At 61.3% G+C, this 25,266-nt stretch carries 27 protein-coding genes; 11 read left to right on the forward strand and 16 right to left on the reverse strand.

What is annotated here, in order from left to right:
• The first annotated feature begins 15 nt into the window (after nt 1-15).
• Both hisC and PH547_RS13115 read left to right on the forward strand, forming a co-directional pair.
• On the forward strand, nt 16-1,125 hold the full coding sequence (gene hisC / locus PH547_RS13110; RefSeq protein ID WP_104824531.1) for a histidinol-phosphate transaminase: 1,110 nt from the start codon (nt 16-18) through the stop codon (nt 1,123-1,125).
• On the forward strand, nt 1,122-2,051 hold the full coding sequence (locus PH547_RS13115; RefSeq protein ID WP_104824530.1) for a prephenate/arogenate dehydrogenase family protein: 930 nt from the start codon (nt 1,122-1,124) through the stop codon (nt 2,049-2,051). The genes hisC and PH547_RS13115 overlap by 4 nt, the downstream gene beginning before the upstream one ends.
• A 44-nt stretch (nt 2,052-2,095) precedes the next feature.
• Here the strand turns inward: PH547_RS13115 and PH547_RS13120 are convergent, their stop codons facing one another.
• Nucleotides 2,096-3,109, reverse strand: a complete 1,014-nt coding sequence (locus tag PH547_RS13120) for a DUF2125 domain-containing protein (RefSeq protein WP_104824529.1) — start codon at nt 3,107-3,109, stop codon at nt 2,096-2,098.
• A 51-nt stretch (nt 3,110-3,160) separates the two neighbouring features.
• Between PH547_RS13120 and PH547_RS13125 the strand changes: the two genes are divergently transcribed.
• Nucleotides 3,161-3,694, forward strand: a complete 534-nt coding sequence (locus tag PH547_RS13125; RefSeq protein ID WP_104824528.1) for a gamma-glutamylcyclotransferase — start codon at nt 3,161-3,163, stop codon at nt 3,692-3,694.
• On the opposite strand, the gene PH547_RS13130 is transcribed toward PH547_RS13125, so the two are convergent.
• The 4 genes from PH547_RS13130 to ftsE form a co-directional block, all read right to left on the reverse strand.
• Nucleotides 3,691-4,491 carry a lysophospholipid acyltransferase family protein gene (locus PH547_RS13130; protein ID WP_104825232.1) on the reverse strand — a complete coding sequence of 267 codons (801 nt, stop codon included), beginning with the start codon at nt 4,489-4,491 and terminating at the stop codon, nt 3,691-3,693. The genes PH547_RS13125 and PH547_RS13130 overlap by 4 nt on opposite strands.
• A 99-nt stretch (nt 4,492-4,590) precedes the next feature.
• Complete coding sequence (locus PH547_RS13135) at nt 4,591-5,313, reverse strand: YdcF family protein (RefSeq protein ID WP_104824527.1); 723 nt, start codon at nt 5,311-5,313, stop codon at nt 4,591-4,593.
• Between the two features lie 69 nt (nt 5,314-5,382).
• Nucleotides 5,383-6,429: a cell division protein FtsX gene (locus tag PH547_RS13140; RefSeq protein WP_483315542.1), complete on the reverse strand. Its 1,047-nt coding sequence runs from the start codon at nt 6,427-6,429 to the stop codon at nt 5,383-5,385.
• A complete protein-coding gene (gene ftsE / locus PH547_RS13145) occupies nt 6,422-7,081 on the reverse strand; it encodes a cell division ATP-binding protein FtsE (RefSeq protein WP_199773495.1) in 660 nt (219 codons plus the stop codon). The genes PH547_RS13140 and ftsE overlap by 8 nt, the downstream gene beginning before the upstream one ends.
• Before the next feature lie 210 nt (nt 7,082-7,291).
• On the opposite strand from ftsE, the gene PH547_RS13150 reads away from it, so the two are divergent.
• The 3 genes from PH547_RS13150 to PH547_RS13160 all read left to right on the forward strand — a co-directional run bounded on the left by PH547_RS13150 (nt 7,292) and on the right by PH547_RS13160 (nt 9,133).
• Nucleotides 7,292-7,957 carry a hypothetical protein gene (locus PH547_RS13150; protein WP_104824524.1) on the forward strand — a complete coding sequence of 222 codons (666 nt, stop codon included), beginning with the start codon at nt 7,292-7,294 and terminating at the stop codon, nt 7,955-7,957.
• An 87-nt stretch (nt 7,958-8,044) separates the two neighbouring features.
• Nucleotides 8,045-8,587 carry a hypoxanthine phosphoribosyltransferase gene (gene hpt / locus PH547_RS13155; RefSeq protein ID WP_104824523.1) on the forward strand — a complete coding sequence of 181 codons (543 nt, stop codon included), beginning with the start codon at nt 8,045-8,047 and terminating at the stop codon, nt 8,585-8,587.
• 186 nt (nt 8,588-8,773) lie between these two features.
• A complete protein-coding gene (locus PH547_RS13160) occupies nt 8,774-9,133 on the forward strand; it encodes a response regulator (RefSeq protein WP_104824522.1) in 360 nt (119 codons plus the stop codon).
• Nucleotides 9,134-9,191: 58 nt separating this feature from the next.
• On the opposite strand, the gene PH547_RS13165 is transcribed toward PH547_RS13160, so the two are convergent.
• The 4 genes from PH547_RS13165 to argH form a co-directional block, all read right to left on the reverse strand.
• On the reverse strand, nt 9,192-11,963 hold the full coding sequence (locus PH547_RS13165; RefSeq protein ID WP_104824521.1) for a TIGR02302 family protein: 2,772 nt from the start codon (nt 11,961-11,963) through the stop codon (nt 9,192-9,194).
• 250 nt (nt 11,964-12,213) lie between these two features.
• Nucleotides 12,214-13,485, reverse strand: coding sequence for a diaminopimelate decarboxylase (gene lysA / locus PH547_RS13170; RefSeq protein ID WP_104824520.1), 1,272 nt, complete (start codon nt 13,483-13,485; stop codon nt 12,214-12,216).
• Nucleotides 13,486-13,498: 13 nt separating this feature from the next.
• Nucleotides 13,499-13,693: an LPS translocon maturation chaperone LptM gene (gene lptM / locus PH547_RS13175; protein ID WP_028754825.1), complete on the reverse strand. Its 195-nt coding sequence runs from the start codon at nt 13,691-13,693 to the stop codon at nt 13,499-13,501.
• A 100-nt stretch (nt 13,694-13,793) separates the two neighbouring features.
• Nucleotides 13,794-15,194 (reverse strand): argininosuccinate lyase, encoded by a 1,401-nt coding sequence (gene argH, locus PH547_RS13180; protein ID WP_104824519.1) that lies wholly within the window; start codon nt 15,192-15,194, stop codon nt 13,794-13,796.
• A gap of 23 nt (nt 15,195-15,217) precedes the next feature.
• On the opposite strand from argH, the gene tlpA reads away from it, so the two are divergent.
• Nucleotides 15,218-15,883 (forward strand): thiol:disulfide interchange protein TlpA, encoded by a 666-nt coding sequence (gene tlpA / locus PH547_RS13185; RefSeq protein WP_104824518.1) that lies wholly within the window; start codon nt 15,218-15,220, stop codon nt 15,881-15,883.
• Between the two features lie 121 nt (nt 15,884-16,004).
• Nucleotides 16,005-17,858 carry a tetratricopeptide repeat protein gene (locus tag PH547_RS13190; protein ID WP_285168410.1) on the forward strand — a complete coding sequence of 618 codons (1,854 nt, stop codon included), beginning with the start codon at nt 16,005-16,007 and terminating at the stop codon, nt 17,856-17,858.
• A gap of 175 nt (nt 17,859-18,033) precedes the next feature.
• On the opposite strand, the gene PH547_RS13195 is transcribed toward PH547_RS13190, so the two are convergent.
• The 3 genes from PH547_RS13195 to PH547_RS13205 form a co-directional block, all read right to left on the reverse strand.
• Nucleotides 18,034-18,912, reverse strand: a complete 879-nt coding sequence (locus PH547_RS13195; protein WP_104824516.1) for a 3-hydroxybutyryl-CoA dehydrogenase — start codon at nt 18,910-18,912, stop codon at nt 18,034-18,036.
• Between the two features lie 148 nt (nt 18,913-19,060).
• Entirely contained in the window at nt 19,061-20,002 is a 942-nt protein-coding gene (locus PH547_RS13200; protein WP_285168411.1) for an electron transfer flavoprotein subunit alpha/FixB family protein, read from the reverse strand.
• A 22-nt stretch (nt 20,003-20,024) separates the two neighbouring features.
• Nucleotides 20,025-20,774 carry an electron transfer flavoprotein subunit beta/FixA family protein gene (locus tag PH547_RS13205; protein WP_285168412.1) on the reverse strand — a complete coding sequence of 250 codons (750 nt, stop codon included), beginning with the start codon at nt 20,772-20,774 and terminating at the stop codon, nt 20,025-20,027.
• On the opposite strand from PH547_RS13205, the gene PH547_RS13210 reads away from it, so the two are divergent.
• Nucleotides 20,773-20,907 (forward strand): hypothetical protein, encoded by a 135-nt coding sequence (locus PH547_RS13210; RefSeq protein WP_285168414.1) that lies wholly within the window; start codon nt 20,773-20,775, stop codon nt 20,905-20,907. The genes PH547_RS13205 and PH547_RS13210 overlap by 2 nt on opposite strands.
• A 64-nt stretch (nt 20,908-20,971) precedes the next feature.
• Here the strand turns inward: PH547_RS13210 and PH547_RS13215 are convergent, their stop codons facing one another.
• From PH547_RS13215 to PH547_RS13225, 3 genes are read right to left on the reverse strand one after another with little or no spacing between them, the layout of a single operon-like run.
• Nucleotides 20,972-21,550, reverse strand: a complete 579-nt coding sequence (locus PH547_RS13215) for a cob(I)yrinic acid a,c-diamide adenosyltransferase (protein WP_285168417.1) — start codon at nt 21,548-21,550, stop codon at nt 20,972-20,974.
• A gap of 13 nt (nt 21,551-21,563) precedes the next feature.
• On the reverse strand, nt 21,564-21,767 hold the full coding sequence (locus PH547_RS13220) for a twin transmembrane helix small protein (protein WP_283047667.1): 204 nt from the start codon (nt 21,765-21,767) through the stop codon (nt 21,564-21,566).
• A gap of 19 nt (nt 21,768-21,786) precedes the next feature.
• Complete coding sequence (locus tag PH547_RS13225) at nt 21,787-22,620, reverse strand: SDR family oxidoreductase (RefSeq protein WP_285168419.1); 834 nt, start codon at nt 22,618-22,620, stop codon at nt 21,787-21,789.
• 98 nt (nt 22,621-22,718) lie between these two features.
• Here PH547_RS13225 and PH547_RS13230 point away from each other — a divergent pair, with 98 nt between their 5' ends.
• Nucleotides 22,719-23,651, forward strand: a complete 933-nt coding sequence (locus PH547_RS13230) for a YihY/virulence factor BrkB family protein (protein ID WP_104824510.1) — start codon at nt 22,719-22,721, stop codon at nt 23,649-23,651.
• On the opposite strand, the gene gluQRS is transcribed toward PH547_RS13230, so the two are convergent.
• Nucleotides 23,616-24,497 (reverse strand): tRNA glutamyl-Q(34) synthetase GluQRS, encoded by an 882-nt coding sequence (gluQRS, locus tag PH547_RS13235; protein WP_104824509.1) that lies wholly within the window; start codon nt 24,495-24,497, stop codon nt 23,616-23,618. The genes PH547_RS13230 and gluQRS overlap by 36 nt on opposite strands.
• 43 nt (nt 24,498-24,540) lie before the next feature.
• On the opposite strand from gluQRS, the gene PH547_RS13240 reads away from it, so the two are divergent.
• Nucleotides 24,541-25,185, forward strand: coding sequence for a DNA-3-methyladenine glycosylase family protein (locus tag PH547_RS13240; protein ID WP_104824508.1), 645 nt, complete (start codon nt 24,541-24,543; stop codon nt 25,183-25,185).
• Nucleotides 25,186-25,266 lie beyond the last annotated feature (81 nt).

Below are 25,266 nucleotides of genomic sequence, written 5' to 3' on the forward strand. Positions count from 1 at the left end.
CCCAAGGTCGATCCCATGAGCATGGAAATGAGCAAGCCCGTCCCGCGCCCCGGCATTCTCGATATCGCCGCCTATGTGCCGGGCAAGGAGCATGCGCCGGGCGTGGCGCGGGTGTTCAAGCTCTCCTCGAACGAGACGCCGTTCGGTGCAAGCCCCAAGGCCATCGAAGCCTTCCGCGCAGCCGGCGAGCATTTGGAACGCTACCCGGACGGGCAGGCCACGGAGTTGCGTCAGGCGATCGCCGACATTCACGGCCTGAACACCGCCAATATCCTCTGCGGCAACGGTTCCGATGAGCTGCTCGGCCTGCTCTGCCATGTCTATCTCAGCGCCGGAGATGAAGGCATCATCACCGAGCACGGCTTCCTGATCTACAAGATCCAGATCCTGGCCGCAGGCGCAACGCCGGTGACGGTCAAGGAGAAGGATCGTACTGTCGATGTCGACGCGATTCTTGCCGCTGTAACCGACAAGACCAAGATCGTCTTCATCGCCAATCCGGCCAACCCGACGGGCACTTATGTGCCGGTCAGCGAAATCCGCCGTCTGCAGGCGGGCTTGCCGAAGCATGTTATCCTCGTGCTTGACGCTGCCTATGCCGAATATGTCCGCCGCAACGATTATGAAGCCGGCCTCGAGCTTGTCTCCTCTAATCCCAATGTCGTCATGACCCGTACCTTCTCGAAGATCTACGGGCTTGCGGCGCTGCGCGTCGGCTGGCTGTATGGGCCGGCCGATGTGGTGGATGCGCTGAACCGTGTGCGTGGCCCGTTCAACATGAATGCGGCAGCCATTGCCGCCGGTGCGGCCGCCATCCGCGACCAGGCCTTCACCCAGAAGGCCGTGGCGCACAATACGCTGTGGATCGAGAAAGTGACGAAGGCCTTCGAATCGATCGGCCTCGAGGTGACGCCGTCGGTCGCCAACTTCGTGCTTGTTCACTTCCCCGATATCGAGGGCAAGCGTGCTGCCGATGCCGACGAGTTCCTGACCAGCCGCGGCTATATCCTGCGTGCGGTGCGTGCCTACGGCTTCCCGAATTCGCTGCGCATGAGCATCGGCACGGAAGAGGCTAATCTGGGCGTCATCGATGCCCTGACCGAATTCATGGGGCGCAAGGCATGAGCAGCATGCAGTTCGACCGTATCGCGCTGATCGGCATCGGCCTGATCGGCTCGTCGATCGCCTATGACATCAAGCGGCTCGGCCTCGCCAAGGAAGTAGTGATCTCGACGCGAAGCGCCGAGACGCTGAAGCGTGCCGAAGAACTCGAACTCGGCGACCGCTATACGCAATCGTCGGCCGAAGCCGTTGGGGATGCCGATCTCGTCATCGTCTCCGTGCCGGTCGGCGCATCGGGAAGCGTTGCGGCGGAAATCTCCGCGCATCTGAAGCCCGGCGCCATCGTCACCGACGTCGGCTCGACCAAGGCGTCCGTCATCGCGCAGATGCAGCCGCATATGCCGAGCAATGTGCATTTCATTCCCGGCCACCCCATTGCGGGCACGGAGAAGTCCGGGCCTGACGCCGGGTTTGCCGGGCTGTTCGAAGGGCGCTGGTGCATCTTCACGCCGATCCCCGGCACCGACGAGGCCGCCGTCAAAAGGCTTCGCCATTTCTGGGAAGCGCTCGGCTCGCGCGTCGATGAGATGGATGCCACCCATCACGACAAGGTGCTGGCGATCGTTTCGCATCTGCCGCATCTCATCGCCTATAACATCGTCGGCACGGCTGATGATCTGGAGACGGTGACGGAATCGGAAGTGATCAAATATTCCGCCTCCGGCTTCCGCGATTTCACCCGTCTCGCCGCGTCCGACCCGACAATGTGGCGCGACGTCTGCCTGCACAATCGCGATGCCATTCTGGAAATGCTGGCGCGTTTCTCGGAAGATCTTGCCTATCTGCAGCGGGCAATCCGCTGGGGAGAGGGCGACAAGATTTTCGATCTCTTCACCCGCACACGCGCCATCCGCCGCTCGATCGTCGAGGCTGGCCAGGACGTCGACGCCCCGGATTTCGGGCGTCACGCGCTGGATGTGAAGAAGTAGGTATCGACATAACCTTCGCCCCGCTGAGGCGCAGGTGGTGATTCTCAGATCGGCGGGATCTTGCCGAGCGGAATGAAGCCGCTGAGCGAGAGGCGGCCGCGATCGGCGGTGAGATCGACGGAGACCTTGTCACCGCCGGCCGCGAGCGACTTCAGAAGCTTGGTGGCGGTGTCGATCATGTTTTTGGCGGCTGGGATCGTTGCTTTCAGGCTGTCGCCCCATGGTCCGATCTGATTGATCTCCAGTTTGAACTGACCGGACAGAAAGCCCTGATCGTCGAAATTGAAGGGGCCGGAAAGGGTCATGACGCGGCCGTCGCCGATATCGATCACCACCTTGCGAAGAACGCCTGCAGCACCATAAAGGCCGTGTCCGTCGCTGCCGTCGAGCAAGCCTGCCTTGCCGGTCAAGGTGATATCGGCGCTTGTCGATGCCGTCGGCAGCGTCTGCGGAAAATCCTTGATGACGGCATTGGCATTTTCGATGCCGATCGCCAGTTCCAGGTCGTCGCCGTTCTGGCGCGCGTGCATTTCGGTGTGCGCGGCGGTCACGTCGGCGCTCTGGCCGGTGAACGAGGAGACGATGCCAGCCTTTAGCCCATCGATGACGGTCTCGCTCTGCGCCACGCCACGGCCCTTGGCGATGAGATTCGATTGCAGATCCGTCCATTCGGCCGACACCGTCAAACCCTGCGCGGTGCGGATCTCGGCCGGCGATCTCAGGCTCCAGCCGACATGGTTCGGCTGATAGACCGGCGCCGAGGCATGGAGGTTGTCGAAGGAGGCGGAAACGCCCTTCACATGATCGTCGACGGTCACCTTGGCGCAGGAGAGGCCGATGGAGAAGGGAAAGCCGCTGAAGGCCATGTCGCTGCATTCGCCCGAAATGCCTGCGTCTTTCTGCTCGCCGAGCGCCTTCAGCACGGTCGTCTTCACCATCGTGGTCGCATAAAACCAACCGCCGGTATAAAGCCCGGCAAGGATCACGATCAGCCCCAGCCCGATGAGCCACATGCGTTTGCCTCTGCCGGATGCTACGCTCTGGCTTGACGCTGCCATGTTGTTCTCCAATGGTTGAACCTATGTGTTCACAATGATTTGGCGTTGGATATGGACGAATTTTGGGTATTTGGCTACGGATCACTCATGTGGAATCCGGGGTTTAGCTATGTTGAAAAAGCAGAGGCCTTGATTTTCGGCTACCGCCGCTCCCTTTGCGTCCATTCCTGGGTCCATCGCGGCACGGAGGCAAGTCCGGGCCTGGTGCTCGGCCTCGATCACGGCGGCTCCTGCCGCGGCATGGCATTCAGCATAGCAGCCGCCGAGCGGGACGAAGTGCTGAGCTATCTACGCGAGCGGGAGTTGGTCACCAACGTCTATCTGGAAAGGACGCTGCCCATTCGTCTCGCGGATGGCCGAAGGGTAGCTGCCGTCGCCTATATTGTCGACCGTAATCATCAGCAATATGCCGGCACGCTCGACGCCATAGAGGCGGCCCATATTGTCGATTCCGCCGTCGGACAGTCCGGACCGAACGATGCCTATGTCTTCAATACGCTGACGCATCTGCGCGAGATGGGCATTCGCGACCAATGGCTGGAGCAGGTGGCGGGCGAGATCGAGCGGATGCGGGAGGCGTCTTAAACCGCGGTCGCCATCTTCGCTTTTGCGATCTCGGCCAGGCGCCGCGCGGCCGTCGGCGGGACCGGCAGATGCGGATTGTTGGCGATGGTTTCGACCAGCAATTCGTCGCTTGCCTTTTCCGTCTCCTCAAGCAATCGCGCGAAGAAGGCGTCCGGATCCAGGCCCGGCGGGATCGGCGGCAGGATGCGCACCTTGAAATGGCCGGGATACTTGCGGAAGGTGCGGCGCGGCCAGAACAGGCCGGGATGCATGGCCACGGCGACGACGGGAATGTCGAGATCACGATACATGCGGGCGATGCCGTACTTATAGACCGGCTCGGCCCCCGGCGGACGGCGAGTGCCCTCGGGATAGATGATCAACTGGCGGCCGGTAGAAAGCTCTTCCCGCGTGCGCTTCAGCACGTCGAACATCACCTTGCCGCGGGCGCTGCGGTCGACCGGGATCATGCGCTGTTTCTTCGCATACCAGCCGAACAGCGGAATCCACATCAGCTCGCGCTTCAGAATGTAGACCGGATCATCGAGATAGGGCAGCAGTGCGAAGGTATCCCAGAAGGATTGATGCTTCGGGGCGAAGATGTAGCTGCCGGCGGGAATATTCTCCAAGCCCTCGATCTCGAAGGTGGTGCCGACGATCTTCTCCATCAGCCAGACGCTGGATTTCGCCCAGGCCTTGGGGATCGCGTAGCCGGCCTTGCGCGGCATCAGGAAATAGATCGGTGAAAGCACGATCATGCGAATGATCAGGTTGGCATAGAAGGTCGTATTGAACAGGATCGAACGCAAGGTGATCATCAAAGGCTTTCCCAACACGCCGGCTTTCGCCAGCATCTGAAGCTTTGCCTACACGATTACGCTGTCAATAAAAAGTCGGTCCATGTGTCGCCAAGTATCTTAGTCCGGATCATCGTCCGTCTCCCGCGAGCGCAGGCCGAGCGGGCGTCCGAGACCCGTGAGATTGCGGGCGCCGGCGAGAAGAACCTTGGCATATTCGGAGAGCATGGTGCGCAGCGCATTGGGGTCGGTGAACCAGTTCTTGGTCTTGAGATCGGAATTGACCACCGGATAGGGAATGAAATCCGTGGCCGGATCGACATATTTCAGCTCGGCCAGGCTGCGCGGCATGTGATAGTTGTTCGTCACCACCAGTATGCTCTTGTAGCCTCTGGCATGGATCCATTTCGCGGCTTCGCGGGCATTGCCGATGGTGTCGAGGGCGTCATAACCGACATCGACACAGCAATTGAAGAGACTGACGGGGCTTTGGGTCAGCCTGCGGATTTGCGACGGCGTCGTGGTCGGATGGACGCCGGAAATCAACAACCTGTTGCCGGCGCCGGTGCGCAGCAGTTCCACGGCCTGGCCTATGCGCTGATAGCCGCCAGTCAGCACGACAATGGCATCCGCCTTCGGTTCCGGCGGCGGCTTCAGCGTGGTGATCGAATCGGCGAAATGCAGGAAGCCGCCGAAGACAACGGCGACAAGGATGATGAAGCCGAAGCCGCCCCAGCGCAAAAACCTTCGGAAGAGGCTGCGCCGCACAGGCCGGTCGCTGCGGGATTGCTCTCGCAACGTCTGCGAACTCACGGTCTTGCGAGTCGTCAGGTCCATGCTCATGATTCGCTATTATGCGCCAATTGCGGCAAGGAACAGACCATTAGATCGAAAAAAATCATCGCCCTAGCGTCAATTTTGCACAGTTTCGGTTCTTCCGGGGTCGGAGCGGATCAAATCGATCTCGTAAATGGTGCGCATGACGGTGAAGCGCGCCGTGACCGTGGTGAGCAGGGCAATGATGATCATGGTGGCGAGGATGCCGAGATAGCCGAGCGCGCCGACCGAGAATGTGCCGAACAGGGCGGTTGCCTGGTCGGTCTGCGGCGTCGCGATCGTGCGGCTTTGCAGAAAGCCGGCGCTGGCGAAAAACAGGGCGGCGAGCGCGCTGCCGGCAGCCGAACCCTTCAGGCTGATCTTCAGGAAATGCTTCTGGAATTCGGTGGCAACAAAGGTGCTCTCGGCGCCGACGAAATGGAGCACCTCGACGATGTGGCGATTGCTCGAGAGCGCGCCGCGCGTGGCAAACACCACGGTCAGCACCATGGCGGTGAAAACCAGGAGCAGGACGCCGGTGCCGATGAGAACGGTGGTGTGCGCCATCGAGACGAGCCGATCGACCCAGGTGCGGTGATCATCCAGCGTCGCCTGCGGAATCTGATCCTTGAGGAGGTTGCGCATCGCCTCGAAGTCGGGGGGATGCGTTTCGTCGATCGTGATGATCACCAGGCGCGGGACGGGCAGCTCCTTGAGGTCGAGGCCGGCGCCGAGCCAGGGTTCGAGCAAGCGAGCGGTCGCCGCCTCGTCGACGATCTGGCCGGACTTGGTGCCGACGAAACCAAGCGCGATGTCGCGGGCGCTGGCCAGCGCCTTGTCCATATCGAGATTGTCGTCCGGCTTGATCTGGATGGTGATCTCGCGGGAAATCTGGCTCTCCCAGCTTGCCGCCGTCGAGCGCACCATGCTGACGGCGCCGAGCGTCAGGCAGGCAAGGAAAGCCATGATGGCGATAACGACGATCAGCGCATTGCCTTGGATATTGGAGGACGGCACGATCGGTCCGGTCGGGCGCACGCGCATTTCCGGCCGCCTCTTCTCCGGCGGAGATGCGACGGGTCTTTCCTGGTTGTTGGCAGCCCCGGCATTCGAGGCTTTCCTGCGGGGAGCGGGCTCAGTCATAGATATCGAGATGCCCTCCCGATAAAATCATGCGCCGGGCTTCGATCTGATCCATGAGCGTGAGGTCGTGCGTGGCGATGACGACGGCCGTGCCGAGGCGATTGAGTTCGAGGAACAGGTTCAGCAGCCGCCGTGCCATGGGTGGATCGACATTGCCGGTCGGTTCGTCGGCGAGCAGGATCTCGGGGCGGTCGATCAGGGCGCGGGCAATGGCGGCGCGCTGCTTCTCGCCGCCCGACAGCACCGGCGGCAGCACATTGATGCGTTCGCCGAGGCCGACCCACTTCAATAGTTCCAATACGTCGGTGCGATAGGAACTTTCCTCCTTGCCGCGCACGCGCAGCGGCAGGGCGACGTTTTCGTATGTCGTGAGATGCTCCAGCAGCCGGAAGTCCTGAAAGACGATGCCGACGCGGCGGCGCAGCAACGGCAGCTCGTTGCGCGGGATCGAGGAAATCTCGCGGTCGAACATGCGGATCAGTCCGCGGGTCGGCTGCAGCGACATGAAGAGAAGCCGAAGCAACGTCGTCTTGCCGGCGCCGGAAGGTCCCGTCAGGAACTGGAACGATTTTCGCGGAATGTCGAAGGTCAGGTCACGGAGGATTTCCGGACCCATACCATAGCGCAAACCGACGTTCTCAAAATGAATCAACGGGCAGTCCACTCTTCCGCAGTGTTCAATCAGGCGACTTGTTAACCAAGGGCGTTAACAGCCGGTAAATTTTGCTGGAAAGGCGCCCGATTCATGGCGATCTTTGCGAAGCATTAACTATTAAAATTTACGACTGGGCAGGATTCGTTTCAATGCCCAGAATTCAGGTGGGCGTTGAAACCATGTGGATCACCGGAAAGGGAGATCGTCATGGGCACTTTTCGCCACCGCCAACAACAGGCGGGATTGATCTATGACCTGCTGCCGCCCGAACGCGCATTGGGTTCGGGACTATCGCGCCGCTTCGGGCCGAAGCCGGATGTCGTCGACGCCGAGTTCGTGACGGTCATTCCCAGCCGCATCAGAACCGCCTCGGGCAGCAACGCTCGCGACGGGGCTTTCCGCCCCAGCCAATCGCCGCGGCCGGCTCCCAAGGGAGCTTTCCTGCATGCGCTCACGGGCCTGCGCCTTGCCGAAGGCTGGCTGCAGCAAGCCTCGCGGCGCAGCTTCGTGGCGCTCATCGTTGCTCTGGCCATCCTGGTCTTCGGGCTTGCCGGCGGCTTCTCGGGATTGTCGGGTACGCCGGCACAGGCCACCTCGGAGCCGCTACAGTTTTCCCATGTGACGCTGACGCCGCGCGACGAGAACGGCATGCGGGTGCTCACCGTTAACGGCATCATCGAGAACGAGACCGGCGCCACGCTCTCGGTGCCACCTGTCCGTGCAGATATCTTCTCCGGCGGTCAATTGCTGACAAGCGTGGTGGTGAACCCGCCGGTAAACCGTATCGGGCCGCATGAGAGCCGCGGATTTTCCACGCGATTGCAGCATCCCGGTGGAAAAATGCCGGATGTTCGCCTCTCCTTCATGCCTTAGGGGGTGTGTCGGCCCTCAGGTTTGTGCTACGGGCTAGAGCTTGATCGGCGGACAAGCGCCGAAAATAGCCATGGAGCATGCCAATCAATGCCTGTCGTACGCGGGAAGAATATCGAGCCGCTTTTCACCGCCGAGCAGATCGCCGAGCGCAATCGCGCCATGGCGAAGGAAATCGCCAGCGGACCGACGAAGGATCTCCTCGTCATCGCCATTCTCAAGGGCTCGTTCATCTTTGCCGCCGATCTGCTGCGTGCGCTGCATGAGACGGGACTGGCGCCAGAAGTCGAGTTCATCACGCTCTCGAGTTACGGCGCAGGCACGGTCTCCCAGGGCGTGCGCATCGTCAAGGACATCGACAGCGATGTCAGGGATCGCGATGTGCTGCTGATCGACGACATTCTGGAATCCGGCCGCACGCTGCGATTCGCAAAGGAATTGCTCTACGAGCGCGGCGCCCGCCATGTCACGCTCGCGGTGCTGCTCGACAAGAGCGTGAAGCGCCAGGAAGAGCTGGAGGCCGACTATGTCGGCTTCGAATGCCCCGATTATTTCGTCGTCGGTTACGGCATGGACGTTGCCTATGCCTTCCGCGAGTTGCCCTTTGTTGGCGTGGTAACCGGGGACGCCTGACGTATCGGGAGCCAAGTATGGCTGCCGTTTTGGGACAATCCAACGCTCATACAAGCTGTCCCAATATGCTCCAGCGATGACGACTCATTAACCACGGAGCCGCATCGCACCGCCGTCGTTTACCGATCGCAAACGGAATTCTGGTGATTTCGGTCGCGGAACATGACGGACCACGGAGCATAGACCATGGCAAAAATTCTGATCACCGAAGACGAAGATTCTCTTCGCACCTTTGTCGCGCGCGCCCTGCGCTTGGACGGACACGAGACCGAAGAGGCGGCCGATGGCGCCGAAGGTCTGGAAAAGCTGAAGCAGGGGGCTTACGACCTGCTACTCTCCGATATTCGCATGCCGGTGATGGACGGTATCGAACTGGCGCATCAGGCTGCCTCGACCTGCCCTGGCATGAAAATCCTCTTAATGACCGGCTATGCCGAGCAGCGCGAACGCGCCGACGACCTCATGGAAAAGATCGTCGACGTCGTCGCCAAGCCTTTCGCTTTGCCGGATATTCGCAAGGCCGTTGCCCGCGCGCTGGCGGCTTAAGCAGTTATGTCAGACATGACCTTCGCCCGTGGCGGCGAAGGTGGCGTCAGCTCTTCTCTTACTGGCCAAGATCGAGCAGGCGCTCCAGATAGCGCCGTTCTTCCGAAAATGACGGGTTGTTGCTTAACCGCTCGCGGATCGCATCGAGGATTTCGCGGGCGCGTTGCGGATCGATGATGTTCGGTATCTTGTTTTCGTTTGCATCATCAAAGAAGTTGCCATCGTTGCGTTGACGGCCGAGGGGATCGCGGCCGTTCTGATTACCCTGGCCGACTTGTCCCTGCTGCTGACCTTGGCCCTGACCCTGCTGTTGCTGCATCTGCGCCATAAGCTGGTTCATCATATCGCGCGTGCCCTTGCGTAGGGCGTCCAGCGCGCGGCCCTGGCCCTGTACGGCGGCTTCGCCATTGCCCTGGGAGAGGTCGCCGGAGGCGCCCTTCATTTCCTGTTGAGCCTTGCCGTAATTCTGGTTCGGCTTCATGCCCATGGAACCGAGGTCCTTTTGCAGTTCGCCGAGCTGCTTGCCGAGTTCATCCTGCTGCTTGCGCAATTGCTTCAGCGCATCACGCAGTTGATCGGCAGTCATATTATCAGTCTGATTGTCGCCCTGCTGCTTCTGACCCTTCTGCTGGCCTTGCTGTTCCTGGCCCTGCTGCCGATCCTGCTGCCCCTGATCCCGCTGCCCCATATCCGGCTGTGTCGGATCGGTCAGATCCGGCATGGGCTGGTTCAGCGCATCGTCACCATCTTCGTTGGGATCGCCGCGCTGCATGCGGTCGCGCATGGCCTGGTCGAGCTTGAAGGTCTGCTCCATCAGCTTCTGCTGGTCGCGCAGGATGCGGCCGAGCTTGTCCATCTGCTGGCGCATCTTGTCGTTGGCTTCGTTCTGCTGCTGGTTCTGACCGCGTTGCGGCCGTCCGGCCTGGAGGCTGTTCATCATCTGCTGCAGTTCGGACAGCATCTGCTGCGCCGCCTGGCGGTTGCCGGAACGGGCCAGATTTTCGATCTGATCCATCATCCGCTGCAGGTCCTGCTGGCGCAGGATATTGGCCGACTTCTGGTTTGGCTGCGCCGGCATGTTCTTCATGCGCTCGGCGAGCTCCTTCATATAGTCGTTCATTGCCTTGCGCAGTTCGTCCATCAGCTTCTTGATCTCGGCATCGGACGCATTGCGCTGCAGGGCCTCGGAGAGCTTCTGCTGCGCGTCGCGCAGCGCCTTTTCCGCATCGGTCAACTGTGCGTCTTCCATGCCGAGCGCGATCTGCCACAGATAGTCGGCAGTATCCTTCAGCGCGATATCGCCCCGAGCGAGTTTCATACGGGTCAGCGCCGATTCGAGCAGCAGGTAGTTGCCGAGATCCGGGATCGTCTCATTCGGCCGGATCGTCAGCGACCGATTGAGTTCAATCGCCTCCGGCATTTTGCGGGTGTCCAGCGCGAAAACCTGGCGTTCCTCGGCAACGGCGGCAGCGAGCGGCTCGGTGAAATTGCGCGAGGGCAGGGTCATTTCATAGGGTGCGCTGCGGCCGGTCTGGCCCGCGCCGTCGCGGGCGACGAGGGTAATGCGCACCTGCCTGCCGGCAAGCGGGTCCTGCGTCAGGTCGTGGCTCGCCAGCCCTTTGCCGTTACGGCGATCCCGGCGCGAAATCTCCAGCTTGTATTCCGGCAGGCCGTAAAGCGGCGTGGCTTTGGGATCGGTCTCCACAGGCACGATTTCGGCATGGGCCTCCTCGATGCCGTAGTCGTCCTTGACTTTGAAGCCCATTTCGAGCGCGCCGTTGGGGTTGCCGTGCGGAATACCGTCGAAGGCGATTTCCGGCGGCTTGTCGGTGACCACTTTGAAGGACCAGGATTTGCCGTTGACGGTGAGCTTGCCGCCTTTTTCGAGCTTCAGCACATGGGTGCGGGCGACCATGGCGTCGGCGCCAGCCGGAGCGGCGGCGTTGTTGGACACCGGTTGTACGGCCGGAGGCGTGGCGGCATTGCCGTTCGCCGGCGGCTGCTTGCTCACATCCGCCGCCTGCTCGGGGATTTCGGCGCCGGTGTCGCTGCCGCTGCCGGCAGCCTGAAACAAGACCTTCTCATCCGTCGAAGCGCCGGTGACGCGCACGGTAAGTTCGGAGAATTGCGGTACGTTGACGCTGTCGCCCGTGTTAGCAGCACTGCCCGTCAGGTAGACGGGGGCTTCCCCGGTATAGTAGGGCGGCGTTACCCAGGCATCGACGCGCAGGTCCGGATTGATCGACGTCTCGGCCGGAGCAGTGAAGGCATCGCTGAGCGCGCCGCCGCTGTTGGACATGGAGAAGCTGAAAGCAGTGACCAGCAGCAGGGCCGGAATGGTGCGAAGCGCGAAGCGGTCGTAACGGGCGATGTCAGGACGCGGCAGGCCGGCGTCCAGAGCCGCAATCCGCGCTGCCATGCGCTCCTGATGCTCCCGCCACAACGCCCGGGCAAAGGGTGTATCAAAAGCCGGCTCGTCCTCCTGTACGGTGACAGGCTGGTGGGCAAGGCCGTTGCGCTCCTCCAGCATCCGATCGGCTTCGGCGACCGTCGGCCAGCGCAGGCGGCGGAAGGGGAAAACGGAGACGGCAAAGGCGAGCGCGAAAACCGCAAGCAGGACGAGGCGCAGAGCATCCGGCGCGATGCGGAAAATGCCGAACCAGGCAGCCGAGAGGAAAAGAGCCAGGATCGAAAGCGGCACCAGCAGCAGGGGCAGGATCTGTTCCGAGATCAGTACCACCCGAGCAAAGAGACGCTTGACCGCAACCAGCCGCGCCAGCGCCGGACGGGTGGCGAGAGCGCCCTTCTTGAGGTTGCTGGGGCTGGTCATCGGTCCGGTTTTCTCCCCGCTCTGACGTTGATGGCTATCTCTCCCATGGAGACGGCGGGGCGTCGCATACGCCCGCAGTTACGGCGTCCGGCGAGACGCCTTTCACAGGAAGATAACATTCTTTGTGGCGAAGACGAGGGCAAGCGGCGGTAAAGGCCGCTTTTTCATCGGATTTCGCCGAAACGTGATTAAGCTGCTTGGTTGGGCGCGGCGCATGAATTCCATCCGAAAATCGCTTCGGATTTTCGAATTATGCGTCGAGCCAGGGCGGGATGGAATCGAGGCCAATCAGCTCTTCATAGGTCTTGCGTGGGCGAATGACGTGGAAACCGCCGCCCTTGACCAACACTTCCGGCACCAGAAGCCGGCTGTTATAGGTGCCGGCCTGGACCGCGCCGTAAGCGCCGCCGGAGCTGATGGCGAGCAGATCGCCGGGCTTCGGCATCGCCATTTCACGATCGAGAGCCAGGTAGTCGCCGGTCTCGCAGACAGGGCCGACAACATCGGCCTTGATGCGCGGGGCGTTGGCGGCGGTGATCTCGACGGCGCGGATTTCGTGATAGGCCTCGTAGAGCGTCGGGCGGATCAGGTCATTCATCGCGCCATCGACGATAACGAAGGTCTTGTTGCCGCCGTCCTTCACGTAGATCACCTCGGTCACCAGGATGCCGGCATTGCCGACGATCAGGCGGCCGGGCTCGGTGACGATCTTGCAGTTCAGACCGCTCAATTGGTTCTTGACGATGTGGGCATAGGCTTCCGGCACCGGCGGCGGGTTGTTGTCGTCGCGGTAAGGAATGCCGAGGCCGCCGCCGATATCGACATGATGAATATCATGGCCATCGCCACGCAGCGTCTCGACGAGATCACGCAGCAGCTTGAAGGCGTCTTCGAAAGGCTGCAGCTCGGTGATCTGGCTGCCGATATGCATGTCGATGCCGGTGACCTTGATGCCCGGCAGGCTGGCGGCACGGCCATAGACGGCGCGGGCACGTTCCCAGGAAATGCCGAACTTGTTTTCCTTCTTGCCGGTCGAAATCTTCGCATGCGTGCGAGCATCGACGTCCGGATTGATGCGGAAGGAGACGGGGGCGACCTTGCCGGCGCGGACGGCGCGCTGGTTCAGCACTTCCAGTTCCGGCTCGGATTCGACGTTGAAGCAGTAGATGCCGGCTTCAAGCGCCACGTCCATCTCCTCAGCGGTCTTGCCGACGCCGGAGAACATGATGCGGCTTGCCGGAATACCGGCCGCCAAGGCGCGATGCAATTCGCCGACGGAGACGACGTCGACGCCGGCGCCGAGCCGGCCGAGCGTCTTCAGCACCGCCTGGTTGGAATTGGCCTTCATAGCGTAGCAGACCATCGCGTCGACATCGCCGAATGCTTCGGAGAAGACGCGGTAGTGACGCTCGAGCGTCGCCGTCGAATAGACGTAGAAAGGCGTGCCGACAGCCTTGGCGATCTCGGGAACGGGAACGTCCTCGGCGTAGAGAATGCCGTCGCGATACTGAAAATGGTTCACGGTCGATGCCTGTTTAGAGGAGGGGATCGAGGAGGAACTTCTTGTCCTCGGTGCCCGGCTGTTTCGTCGGCTTGTTGACGTCGCCGCCCTTGGTCGCCGCTGCACTTGGCGGATCGAGATCGCCTTTGCGGCCACATCCGACGACGGCAAGGCCGATGACCGAAAGCACGACGGTCAGGCGGATGATATGCGGCATGTTGATCTGCATCGAAATCCTCTTGGGCGGCAAACGCGGAAAGCAGTCCTTCATAGCGAAGTTTCCGGGGCTTGTGCACCCTGATTGTTTGGTTGTGGTTTCGGCGATTTTCTCAGTTGCGGGCGCGCCAGAAGGCGATCTGCTTGCGCACTTCCGACGGCGCCGTGCCACCATAGCTTTTGCGGCTTGCGACCGAGGCCTCTACGGTCAGAACGTCGAAGATCTTGGCCGTGATGTCAGGGTGGATCGCCTGCAGCTCTTCGAGCGACAGTTCGGCGAGATCGCAGGACTTGCTTTCGGCGAGGGCGACGGCGCGACCGGTGACATGGTGGGCGTCACGGAAGGGCAGGCCCGCTTCGCGCACCAGCCAGTCGGCGAGGTCGGTCGCGGTCGAATAGCCGGAGCCGGCGGCGGCCTTCATGCGAGCGGTATTGATCGTCATATCGCGCACCATGCCGGTCATGGCGGCGACGGCCAGCTCCAGGCTTTCGGCGGCGTCGAAGACCTGTTCCTTGTCTTCCTGCATGTCCTTGGAATAGGCGAGCGGCAGACCCTTCATGATCGTCAGCAGCGCGACCAGCGAGCCGTTGATGCGGCCGGTCTTGGCGCGCACCAGCTCGGCGGCATCCGGGTTCTTCTTCTGCGGCATGATGGAAGAGCCGGTCGAGAAGGCATCCGAGAGGCGCACGAAGCCGAACTGAGGCGTCGACCAGATGACGATTTCCTCGGCGAGCCGCGACAAGTGCATGCCGGCGATGGCGGCGATCGACAGGAACTCGATGGCGAAATCGCGGTCGGAGACAGTGTCGATCGAATTGCGGGTCGGCTCGCGGAAACCGAGCGCCTTGGCCGTCATGTGACGATCAATCGGAAAGCCCGTGCCGGCAAGCGCCGCGGCCCCGATCGGCGACTCGTCCATGTGCTCGATAGCGTGGCGCACGCGCGAACGGTCGCGGCCGAACATTTCGACATAGGCCATGCAATGATGGCCGAAGGTGACCGGCTGCGCCGTCTGCAGATGGGTGAAGCCGGGCATGACGGTTTCAGCGTGCTCTTCGGCGCGGTCGAGGAAGGCTGATATCAGGTCGGTCAGCGCCTGCTCGCATTTCTGCAGCTCTTCTTTCACCCAGAGGCGGAAATCGAGCGCCACCTGGTCGTTTCGCGAGCGGGCGGTGTGCAGGCGTCCGGCAGCCGGACCGATCAGGGTCGCGAGCCGCGCTTCGACATTCATGTGAATGTCTTCGAGGCGGCGGGAAAATTCGAAATTGCCGGCTTCGATCTCTGACAAAATCGTGTTCAGCCCGTGAACGATCTTGTCTTTATCCTCGGTTGAAATGATGCCCTGATGGGCGAGCATGCCGGCATGGGCGATGGAGCCGCGGATATCCTGTGCAAACAGCTTCTTGTCGAAACCGATCGATGCATTTATCTCCTCCATGATTGCCGCGGGGCCGGAGGCGAAACGTCCGCCCCACATCTGGTTGGAGGATTTGGTGTCCTTGCCGTCAGCCATGAGATGCCTACCTGGAGAATGTAATGACAGCAAAGAAGCCGTTCGGTCTGCCGTCCGTGAAACTCGTTCTGCTTGCCGCCGTCGCCGGGGTCGTCGCCGGTGCGGCAGCGGTATACGTGAAGGAGATGGGGTATGGCAATGGCGTCCTTGAAATGGCCTCATCCGGACAATGCGAAACGGCGAAGGATCGCGCCGCGGCTCTGACACCCTTTGCCAAGGGTCAGGTCGCCGCAATGGCCGCACCGCAGACGCCGATCTCGCTGCAGGATGTAGCCTTCAAGGGTCCGGACGGTCAGTCGCTCTCGGTGGGCAATTTCTCCGGCAAGACCTTGCTGCTTAATGTCTGGGCGACGTGGTGCGTGCCCTGCCGCGAGGAGATGCCGGCATTGAACGCGCTGGAGAAGAGCGTGGGCAGCGACAAGTTCGAGGTCGTGGCCGTCAATATCGACACGGGTGACGACGAAAAGCCGAAGGCGTTCCGCAACGATTACGGCATAGACAAGCTCGGCTACTATCGCGACAACACCATGGGCGTCTTCAATGCGTTGAAAAAGCAAGGTCTCGCCTTCGGCCTGCCGGTAACCCTGCTGATCGACGGCAAGGGCTGTCTCATCTCGGCCATGAATGGCCCGGCGGCCTGGGACAGTGACGACGCGAAGAATTTGGTGAAGGCTGCGGTCGCGTTGTGAGGGCCGTTTGCGTGAAACCCGAGATTTGGAACTGAGCGAATACGGGGTCATCCTCGGGCAAGGCTGAGATGAGAGGCTGGAATAATCGCCCAGCCGATTCTCTGTTTGAAAATCGATCCCGATGACCCAATCTTCAGCCTGCGCCCTGTCCGATGCATCAGCGCTGCCCTCCATCCTGGTCCAGGCTGCGACCTTGATGGATGCCGGTCGTTATGAGGATGCAATCAATGTGTTCCTCTCGGCTGGCGAGCTTGTCAGCCGTGAACCGATCGCGTGCAACACGCTGGGTTTTTTGCTGCTGAAAGTCGATAGGCCCCAGGATGCCATCTTGTGGTTCGAAACAGCACTCAGCCTCAAACCCGATTATGTGCATGCGATGTCCGGCCTTGGCATAGCATGTCAGGACGCCGGCGATTTTGCACGGGCGCTGTCGTGTTACGAGCGAGTGGTTGCCGCGCAGCCGGGCGATGCGGTCTCCTGGTATCATCAGGGAGTCGTGCTTCAGGAGCTAGGCCGATCGATCGAAGCTCTTTCAAGTCTCGAGCGGGCAATCTCCCTCAAGGGTGACTACGGTCTGGCTCTTTCCAAGCGCAGCCAGGTTCTCGAGTCGCTGCGCAATGTGCCGGATGCCATGCAAGAAGCTTTGCGCAACTGCCATCAGTCGCCAGAGGACCCGACATCATGGGCACGGCTTGGAGATCTTCTTCAGAAATCCGGCGATTTCGATCGGGCAATAGCAGCCTATGACAAAGGATTGGCGCGTTTCCCCGAGGACTTTCGCTGCCTTTGCAACAAGGCGCAGGCGCTGGAGGCGACCGGACGCTGGCGTGAGGGCCTGGCCACGGCTCAACGGGCGCTGCGTGTCGATCCGACCGATCGCGAAGCGCTGATGCTTTGCGGAAAGTTTGAGCTCAAGCTCGGAAATCCGGCGGCTGCGCATATTTGTTTTCTGGCGGTCGCCGAGATGGGCGTGGTCCGCAACTATCCGGCGGCGAAGAAGCCTGCAAAGTTTCGCGTGCTCCTGCTCTTCTCACCCGAATCTGGCAATACGCCTTATGAGGATCTGATCAGAGACAGTTGCTTCGACACGGAAGTGATCTTCGTCTTGCGTGGTTATCGCAATGACCCGCGGGTCCGCAGCGATAAAGTAGATGTCGTCGTCAATCTCGTTTCGGAAACCGACTTTGGGCTTGATGTGATGGCATCGGCCATCGATGTCGCCGATTCCCTGCAGCGGCCGGTCGTCAATCACCCGCGGCTGATGCTGGCGACGGATCGCGAATCCATCTCGCGGCGTCTGAGTGCCGTCGCGAACGCGGTCATGCCGGCGACGATTCGTATCGAGGCCAAAGACCTGCGGCGCCGGGTGCGCGACGGCGATACCGGCGCCTTTCCAATAATCGTGCGCCATACGGGCAAACATGGCGGCGATATGATGGAACTGGTGGAGGATGCCGATGCCCTGCTGGGCTTTGCCGAGGCGGCCGGAGAGCAGACCCTCTATCTGACGGATTTCGTCAACTACAGTTCACCCGACGGGCTTTTCCGCAAGTACCGCTTCGTCTTCGTGGGAGATGAGATACTTCCTTATCACCTGGCCATCGGCGATGGCTGGAAGGTGCATCATGTCTCGACGCGCATGGCCGACGTCGAATGGATGCGCAAGGAGGAAGAGGCCTTTCTCAACGACCCCGGCAGCGTCTTCGGGCCAGAGGGCATGGTCGCCCTCGATGCCATCCGCCGCCAGATCGGCCTTGATTATTTTGGTATCGACTGTTCACTCGATTCAGAGGGCAGGGTAGTAATTTTCGAGGTCAACGCGTCGATGCTGATTCACCTTCACAATGAGCGCTTTGAGTATAAGACGCCGCATGTGAAGAGAATCAAACAAGCGTTTGAGCTGCTTCTGGAGCGGCGAGCGCGCGAGTACCGCGCATCGGTTTCCGCAGCCGGCGCGCTATCGAATAATCTCTGAGTCAGTTACCGGCTCACCACCCGCCCTCGTGGTTCGAGACGGCCCTGCGGGCCTCCTCACCATGAGGACTGATCATCTTCACCCGACATAGCCTACTCCGACCTCATTCTGAGGTGCGCAGACCAAAGGCCGAAGCCTCGAAGGATTAAGGTCGGCCCCCAGGCTGCCGAAAAGATCAGCGCGTCGGAACGGGCGTCTCGCCGCGGTAATCATAGAAGCCGCGGCCGGATTTGCGGCCGAGCCAGCCGGCTTCTACATATTTCACCAGCAGCGGGCAGGGGCGATATTTCGAATCCGCCAGGCCGTCATGCAGCACCTGCATGATCGACAGGCAGGTGTCGAGGCCGATGAAATCGGCGAGCTGCAGCGGTCCCATCGGATGGTTGGCGCCGAGCCGCATGGCGGTGTCGATGGCATCGACGGTGCCGACGCCCTCGTAAAGCGTATAGATCGCCTCGTTGATCATCGGCAGCAGGATGCGGTTGACGATGAAGGCCGGAAAGTCTTCGGCCACGGTGATCGTCTTTTCCAGCGAGGTGACGAATTCCTTTGCGGCGGAGAAGGTCGATTCCTCGGTAGCTATGCCGCGCACCAGCTCGACCAACTTCATCACCGGCACGGGGTTCATGAAGTGAATGCCCATGAAGCGCTCCGGCCGATCGGTCGCCGAAGCGAGCCGGGTGATCGACAGCGATGATGTGTTGGTGGCGAGGATCGCTTCGGGCTTCAGGATCGGACAGACCTGCGCGTAGATCTTGCGCTTCACGGTCTCGTCCTCGGTTGCTGCCTCGATGGCGAGATCGACCTGGGCGAGGTCGTTGAGATCGGAGGAACCGGTGATGCGCGACAGCGCCGCCTTGCGGTCCTCGTCGCTCATCTTGCCGGAGGCGACGTGGCGGGCGAGGTTGCCGTTGATGGTGGCAAGGCCGCTCTCGATGCGATCCTGCGACAGATCGTAGATGTGAACCTTGTAGCCGGCCATGGCGGATACATGGGCGATACCGCAGCCCATTTGGCCCGCGCCGATAATACCGATCGTCTTCAGCGAACTCATTGCCCAACTCCCCGGCGGCGCGTTCTTGGTGGCGCGCCATGCTCTTCATCATAAATTTGCCGGACTATTCCTAGCCCGGCAAGATTGATAGCTCTATAAAGGACAATTTTCCAGTCTTTCGCAACTGCGAAAAGACCGATCGGCGCGATCACAGCGCCTTTTCGAGTTCCGGCAGGGCCTCGAAGAGATCGGCGACGAGGCCGTAGTCGGCGATCTGGAAGATCGGGGCCTCTTCGTCCTTGTTGATGGCGACGATGACCTTACTATCCTTCATGCCGGCGAGATGCTGGATGGCACCGGAGATGCCGCAGGCGATATAGAGCTGTGGTGCCACCACCTTGCCGGTCTGGCCGACCTGCCAGTCGTTCGGCGCATAGCCGGCATCGACGGCAGCGCGGGATGCGCCGACGGCAGCCCCAAGCTTGTCGGCGACGGGAAGGATGACTTCCTTGAACTTTTCTGCCGAACCGAGCGCGCGGCCACCGGAGATGATGATCTTGGCAGACGTGAGTTCCGGACGGTCCGAGGTCGACAGCGCATCGGCGACGAAGCTGGACAGGCCGGGATTGGCGACCGCCGGGATTGCTTCGATCGTGGCCGAACCACCGTCTGCGGCAGAGGCGAAGGAAGCGGTGCGCACGGTAATCACGCGTCTGGCATCGGTCGACTGCACCGTCTGAATGGCATTGCCGGCATAGATCGGCCGCTTGAAGGTATCGGCGGAGACGACTTCGATGATTTCCGAGACCTGGGCGACATCGAGCAAAGCGGCAACACGCGGCAGCACGTTCTTGCCGACCGAGGTGGCAGCCGTCAGGATGGTGTCATAGGAGCCGGCGAGCGCCACGATCAGATCGGCAAGCGGTTCTGCCAGATTGTTGGCGAGGCTGGCATCGTCGGCAATCAACACCTTGGAGACGCCGGCAAGTTTCGCTGCCTGCTCGGCAGCCGGCCTAGCGTCCCTGCCGGCGACGAGGATGTGCACGTCGCTTCCCGTTCCCTGGGCAATCTGTGTCGCCGCCGTCAGCGCCTTGGCGGTCTGGTCGGAAAGGTGGTTGCTGTCATGATCAGCCAGAAGAAGAATGGCCATGGTGTCTTATCCTTTCCTGTCTTTAAAGCACGCCGGCTTCGGTCTTGAGTTTTTCGACCAGCTCGGCCACCGACTTGACCTTGACGCCCGCCTTGCGGCCCGACGGCTCTTCGGTCTTCAACACCTTCAGGCGCGGCTCGGTGGAGACGCTGAAATCGGCCGGGCTCTTCTTGTCGAGCGGCTTCTTCTTCGCCTTCATGATGTTCGGCAGCGAGGCATAACGCGGTTCGTTGAGGCGCAGGTCCGTCGTGACCACCGCCGGCAGCTTGACCTCGATCGTCTGCAGGCCGCCATCCACTTCGCGGGTGACCTTGGCGCTTCCCTCACCGATCTCGATCTTCGAGGCGAAGGTTGCCTGCGCCGAGCCCAAGAGGGCCGCCAGCATCTGGCCGGTCTGATTGCTGTCATCATCGATCGCCTGCTTGCCGACGATGATCAGGCCGGGCTGTTCGGCCTCGGCCACGCCTTTCAGGATCTTCGCCACTGCCAGCGGCTCGACTTGATCGTCGGTCTCGACCAGCACCGCACGATCCGCCCCCATGGCCAGCGCCGTCCTCAGCGTCTCCTCGGCCTTGGCCGGGCCGATCGACACCACCACCACCTCCTCGGCCTTGCCGGCCTCCTTCAGCCGCAGCGCTTCCTCGACCGAGATCTCGTCGAACGGGTTCATCGACATCTTCACATTCGCAAGCTCGACACCCGTGCCATCCGCCTTCACACGGATCTTCACGTTGTAATCAACCACCCGCTTCACCGGGACGAGAATCTTCATGGAATCCTTCCTTCAACACTGCGCTCAAGAACATGGCCTGTTCAGCGCCGCTCCGTTTGTCGAATGGCGACATGGATACGCGTTTTTCCCCCAATTTCAACGCTTCCATGCCGCAGAATGGCAAATTGCCTGAGGGACATAAATGACGCTTACGTCAACGTCAATATCGTTGAATGCTGTTCAACTAATTTGAGTCACTATCGATTCTTCCCCGGAACCCACAGCACATCGGCGCGCCCCTGATCATTTGCATGGCGGGCAGCGACGAACAGGAAATCCGAGAGGCGGTTGATGTATTTCAAAGCCGCGGGGGTAACGCGTTCGCCTTCGCTGCGTGAAAGCGCCACCATCAGCCGCTCGGCGCGCCGCGCGACCGTGCGGGCAAGGTGGAGATGCGCGGAAGCGGGGCTGCCGGCAGGCAGAATGAAGGAACTCAGCGGTTGGAGACCGGCGTTGAGCGCATCTATATCCTGTTCGATGCGCTGGACCTGGCCGTCAATGATACGCAGCGGCTCGTAGGAGAGCGGTTCGTCCGTTTCCGGCGTCGAGAGATCGGCGCCGAGGTCGAACAGATCGTTCTGGATGCGCATCAGCATGGCGTCGAGTTCAGGCATATCGGCGGTGTGCAGCCTGGCGACGCCGATGATGGAGTTGGTTTCGTCGATCGTGCCGTAGGCCTCGACGCGCAAATCATGCTTCAGCCGGCGGGGACCGGCAACGAGGCCGGTCGTGCCGTCATCGCCGGTCTTAGTGTAGATCTTGTTGAGCTTGACCATTGTGATCCCGCCCTCAGGTCGGACGGCCGCCGCCGGTCAGCCACAGCGTCAGCATGATCAGGATGACCGCGATCGCCTGCAGCAGCACGCGAAGCTGCATCAACCGGTTGGAGAGATTCGGATTGTCGCCCTTCATCATGTTGAGCAGGCCGCGAATGAGGACGATTGCGACCAGGCCCATGACGATAATGGCGGCGATATAGGTAACGGTAGACATTGCTTCGGGCCTTCGTCTTTCAATCCAACCGGCGCATCAGACGATAGAAAAGGTTAGCCGGCAACAGCCTTTTCAGAAGAACGCCCTGTTTTGCAGGGGTGGTCACAAGATAATGCGGGCGGGGATTTTTGGCGTTCAACGCAGATTTTAACACGTCATAGACCGCTTCGGGTCCCAATTTGTGCCGGTTGACCGGGCCTGTGCCATTCAGCCGCGCCAATTGCCGTTGGTATTCGACCGCATGAACCGAATGTTCGAGATCGATATGCTCCTTGATCTTGGCGAGCGCATTGGCGGTAAAGCGCGTGGCGATCGGCCCGGGCTCGATCAGGCTGACATGGATGCCACTGCCCTGCAGCTCCATCCTGAGCGTGATCGTCAAGCCCTCCAGCGCGAATTTCGAGGCCGTGTAGGCGCCGCGGAAACGATAGGGGATCAGGCCGAGAATGGAGGAGACATTGACGATGCGGCCATGGCCCCGCCTGCGCATCAGCGGGATTACCTGCCGCGTCAGCTCGTGCCAGCCGAAGAAATTCGTCTCGAATTGTTCGCGAAGCACATCTGTGGAAAGGTCCTCGACCGCGCCCGGCTGGCCATAGGCGCCGTTGTTGAACAAAGCGTCGATGCGGTCGCCGGTCCGTTCGCGCACGGTTGCGACCAGAGCCGAGATCGTTTCCGGCTGGGTATAATCCATCAGCAGCGTTTCGATCCCCTCGGCCTCGAGGGAGGCGCGGTCCGCCTCCTTGCGCACGGTCGCGAAAACCCGCCAGCCGTCGGCCTTCAGCGCCCGGGCGCAGAAAGCGCCGATGCCGGAAGAGCAACCCGTGACGATGATGGTGCGTTGATCTGCCATGGAATGATTCCTGTACAAACGCGGAGACGTTTCCCATATTCAAGGACCCGACACAATCGACAACCGGCGGACGAGAACCGGGCTCAAGCGGAGATGGAATGCCGACATTCGTTCGTACGCTCTATAGGGTCGTCTACGACGCGGTGTTCCATTTCGTCGAGGATGACGGTTTCGCGATGGCAAGCCATGTGGCGCTTTCGACGCTGCTGGCCGTTTTTCCGTTTCTGATCTTCGGCACTGCGCTTGCGAGCTTCCTCGGCGCGAGCCAGTTTTCCTCGACGGCGGTGCACCTGATTTTCGATACCTGGCCGGAGGCGATCGCCAAGCCGGTGGCGGATCAGGTGGTGCAGGTTCTGACCATTCCGCGCGGCGGGCTGCTGACAATCTCCGTGCTGGCGGCGGCCTATTTCGCTTCCAACGGCGTCGAGGCATTGCGCATCTCGCTCAACCGGGCCTATCGCGTGCCGGAAAACCGGCCCTGGTATTTCAACCGTCTCGCAAGCCTCGGCTATGTGCTGATGGCGGTTTTGATCTTTGCCATGCTCAGCATCATGCTGGTCGCCGTGCCGCTGGTGCTGAACTATACGCGCGAGTGGGTGCCGCGGCTTGCCGATATCCTGGATGTGGTCTTCAGTTGGCGCATCTACGGCACCGTCTTCCTGTTGCTCGCCGGACTGCTGATCCTGCATCTGTGGCTGGCGGCGGGGCGGCGGCGGCTGTTCGATGTCATCCCCGGCGTGTTCCTGACCTTGCTCTTCTGGTCGCTCGGCGCGCTAATCTTCGCCTATTACCTTGCGACTTTCGCCAACTACACGGCCACCTATGCCGGTCTGGCCTCGGTGATGATTGTGCTCGTCTTCCTCTACATGCTCGCGGTGATCTTCATCCTCGGCGCGGAGTTCAATGCGGCGCTGATGAAGTTCAAGGTGCGGCGCATGCTCTTCGGCAAGGGAGCGGGTGCCCCCGAAGCGATTAGACAAGAGGCAGACAAACAATCAGAGGCCGATGCGGCGACGAAGCTCCGCCGATGACCAGCCCTGCCGGCGCCATTCGGCAATGCCGGTATCGCCCTGGCTCTTGGAGAGCTTCTTGCCGTCTTCGCCAAGAACCAGCCGATGGTGATGGTAGAGCGGCTGCGGCAGATCGAGCAGAGCCTGCAGCAGGCGGTGGACCGAGGTGGCGTGAAAAAGGTCGAGACCGCGCACGACATGGGTGACGCCCTGCGCGGCATCGTCGACGACCACGGACAAGTGATAGCTCGACGGCGCATCGGAGCGCGACAGCACGACGTCGCCCCAGGCGCCGGGATCGGCGGGGATTTCGCCCGTCTCGCCATCGCCGTTTTCATGCCAATGAAGCGGCGCCCCGACGGCGGCGATGGCTTTTTCCATGTCGAGCCGCCAGGCGTGCTTAAGGCCGGCGTCGAGCAGGCGCTTTCTCTCTGTGTCGCTGCGCAGGCGGTCGTCGGGGGGATAGAGCGGCGTGCCGTCCGGATCGCGTGGCCATGGGTCTCCCCGAGCTTCACCGGCTGCAACCCGTGCCTTCACCTCGCCGCGCGTCTGAAAGGCGGGATAGACGAGGCCGCGGGCGATGAGCGACTGCAGGGCGGTCTGGTAGGCCGGAAAATGCAGGGATTGCCGGCGCACCGGTTCTTCCCAGGTGAGGCCGAGCCAGGCGAGATCGGCAAATATGCCCGCTTCGAATTCGGGTGTGCAACGGGCCTGATCTATGTCTTCGATGCGCAGCAGGAAACGGCCGCCGACCTCTCTCGCCATGTCGTGATTGAGGATCGCCGACAGCGCATGGCCGAGATGCAGCGGGCCATTCGGGCTCGGCGCGAAACGGAATATCGGCTTTTGACGGGGAATCGCGATCATGCTTTCTTCTGCCACGAATTTTAATCCCGGACTACGAGAAGCCATGCACATCATCCGCGCTGAAGACGATATCAGGCAGGGGCTGGCGGCGCTGGTCGAGCTCGATCCGCGCCTGCGGCAGATTGTCTCCGAGGCGGGACCCGTGCCGCTGCGCCTGCGCGAGCCGGGCTTCGAGGGACTTGCCCATATCATCGTGTCGCAGGTCGTGTCGCGGGCGAGCGCCGATGCGATCTGGGGGAAGATGATCGCTGGGATGGGTCGGGTGACCGCCGAGGGCTATGTCGGCCTGGCGCTGGAGGCATGGCGAACCTTCGGCCTCTCGCGAATCAAGCACGAGACGCTTCACCGCGTTGCCGAAGCAGTTGCTGGCGGCAGCCTCGATCTTCATTCGCTGAGTGCCGAAAGCCCGGAAAAGGCGCTTTCCGAGCTTACTGCCATCAAGGGAATTGGTCCCTGGACGGCGGAGGTCTATCTGATGTTCTGCTGTGGTCACACAGATGTGTTTCCGGTCGGCGACGTTGCCTTGCAGGCAGCCGTCGGCATGGCGTTTGGGCATGATGTCAGGCCCCTGCCCAAGGCTTTGGCCCGGGAAGCGGCGGTCTGGATGCCCTGGCGCTCGGTCGCGGCCCGGCTCTTCTGGGCCTATTACGCCGTCAAAACCCGCCGCGACGCGCTGCCCATCGATTGATCGACTGCCCTCATAGATTGGCCGCTATGCACTGAATTTATTGGACTTCACAATCCTGTAACAACCGGCCTAATATACAGA

Source organism: Rhizobium cerradonense (genome assembly GCF_030182455.1).
In the GTDB taxonomy this organism is placed as follows: Bacteria; Pseudomonadota; Alphaproteobacteria; order Rhizobiales; family Rhizobiaceae; genus Rhizobium.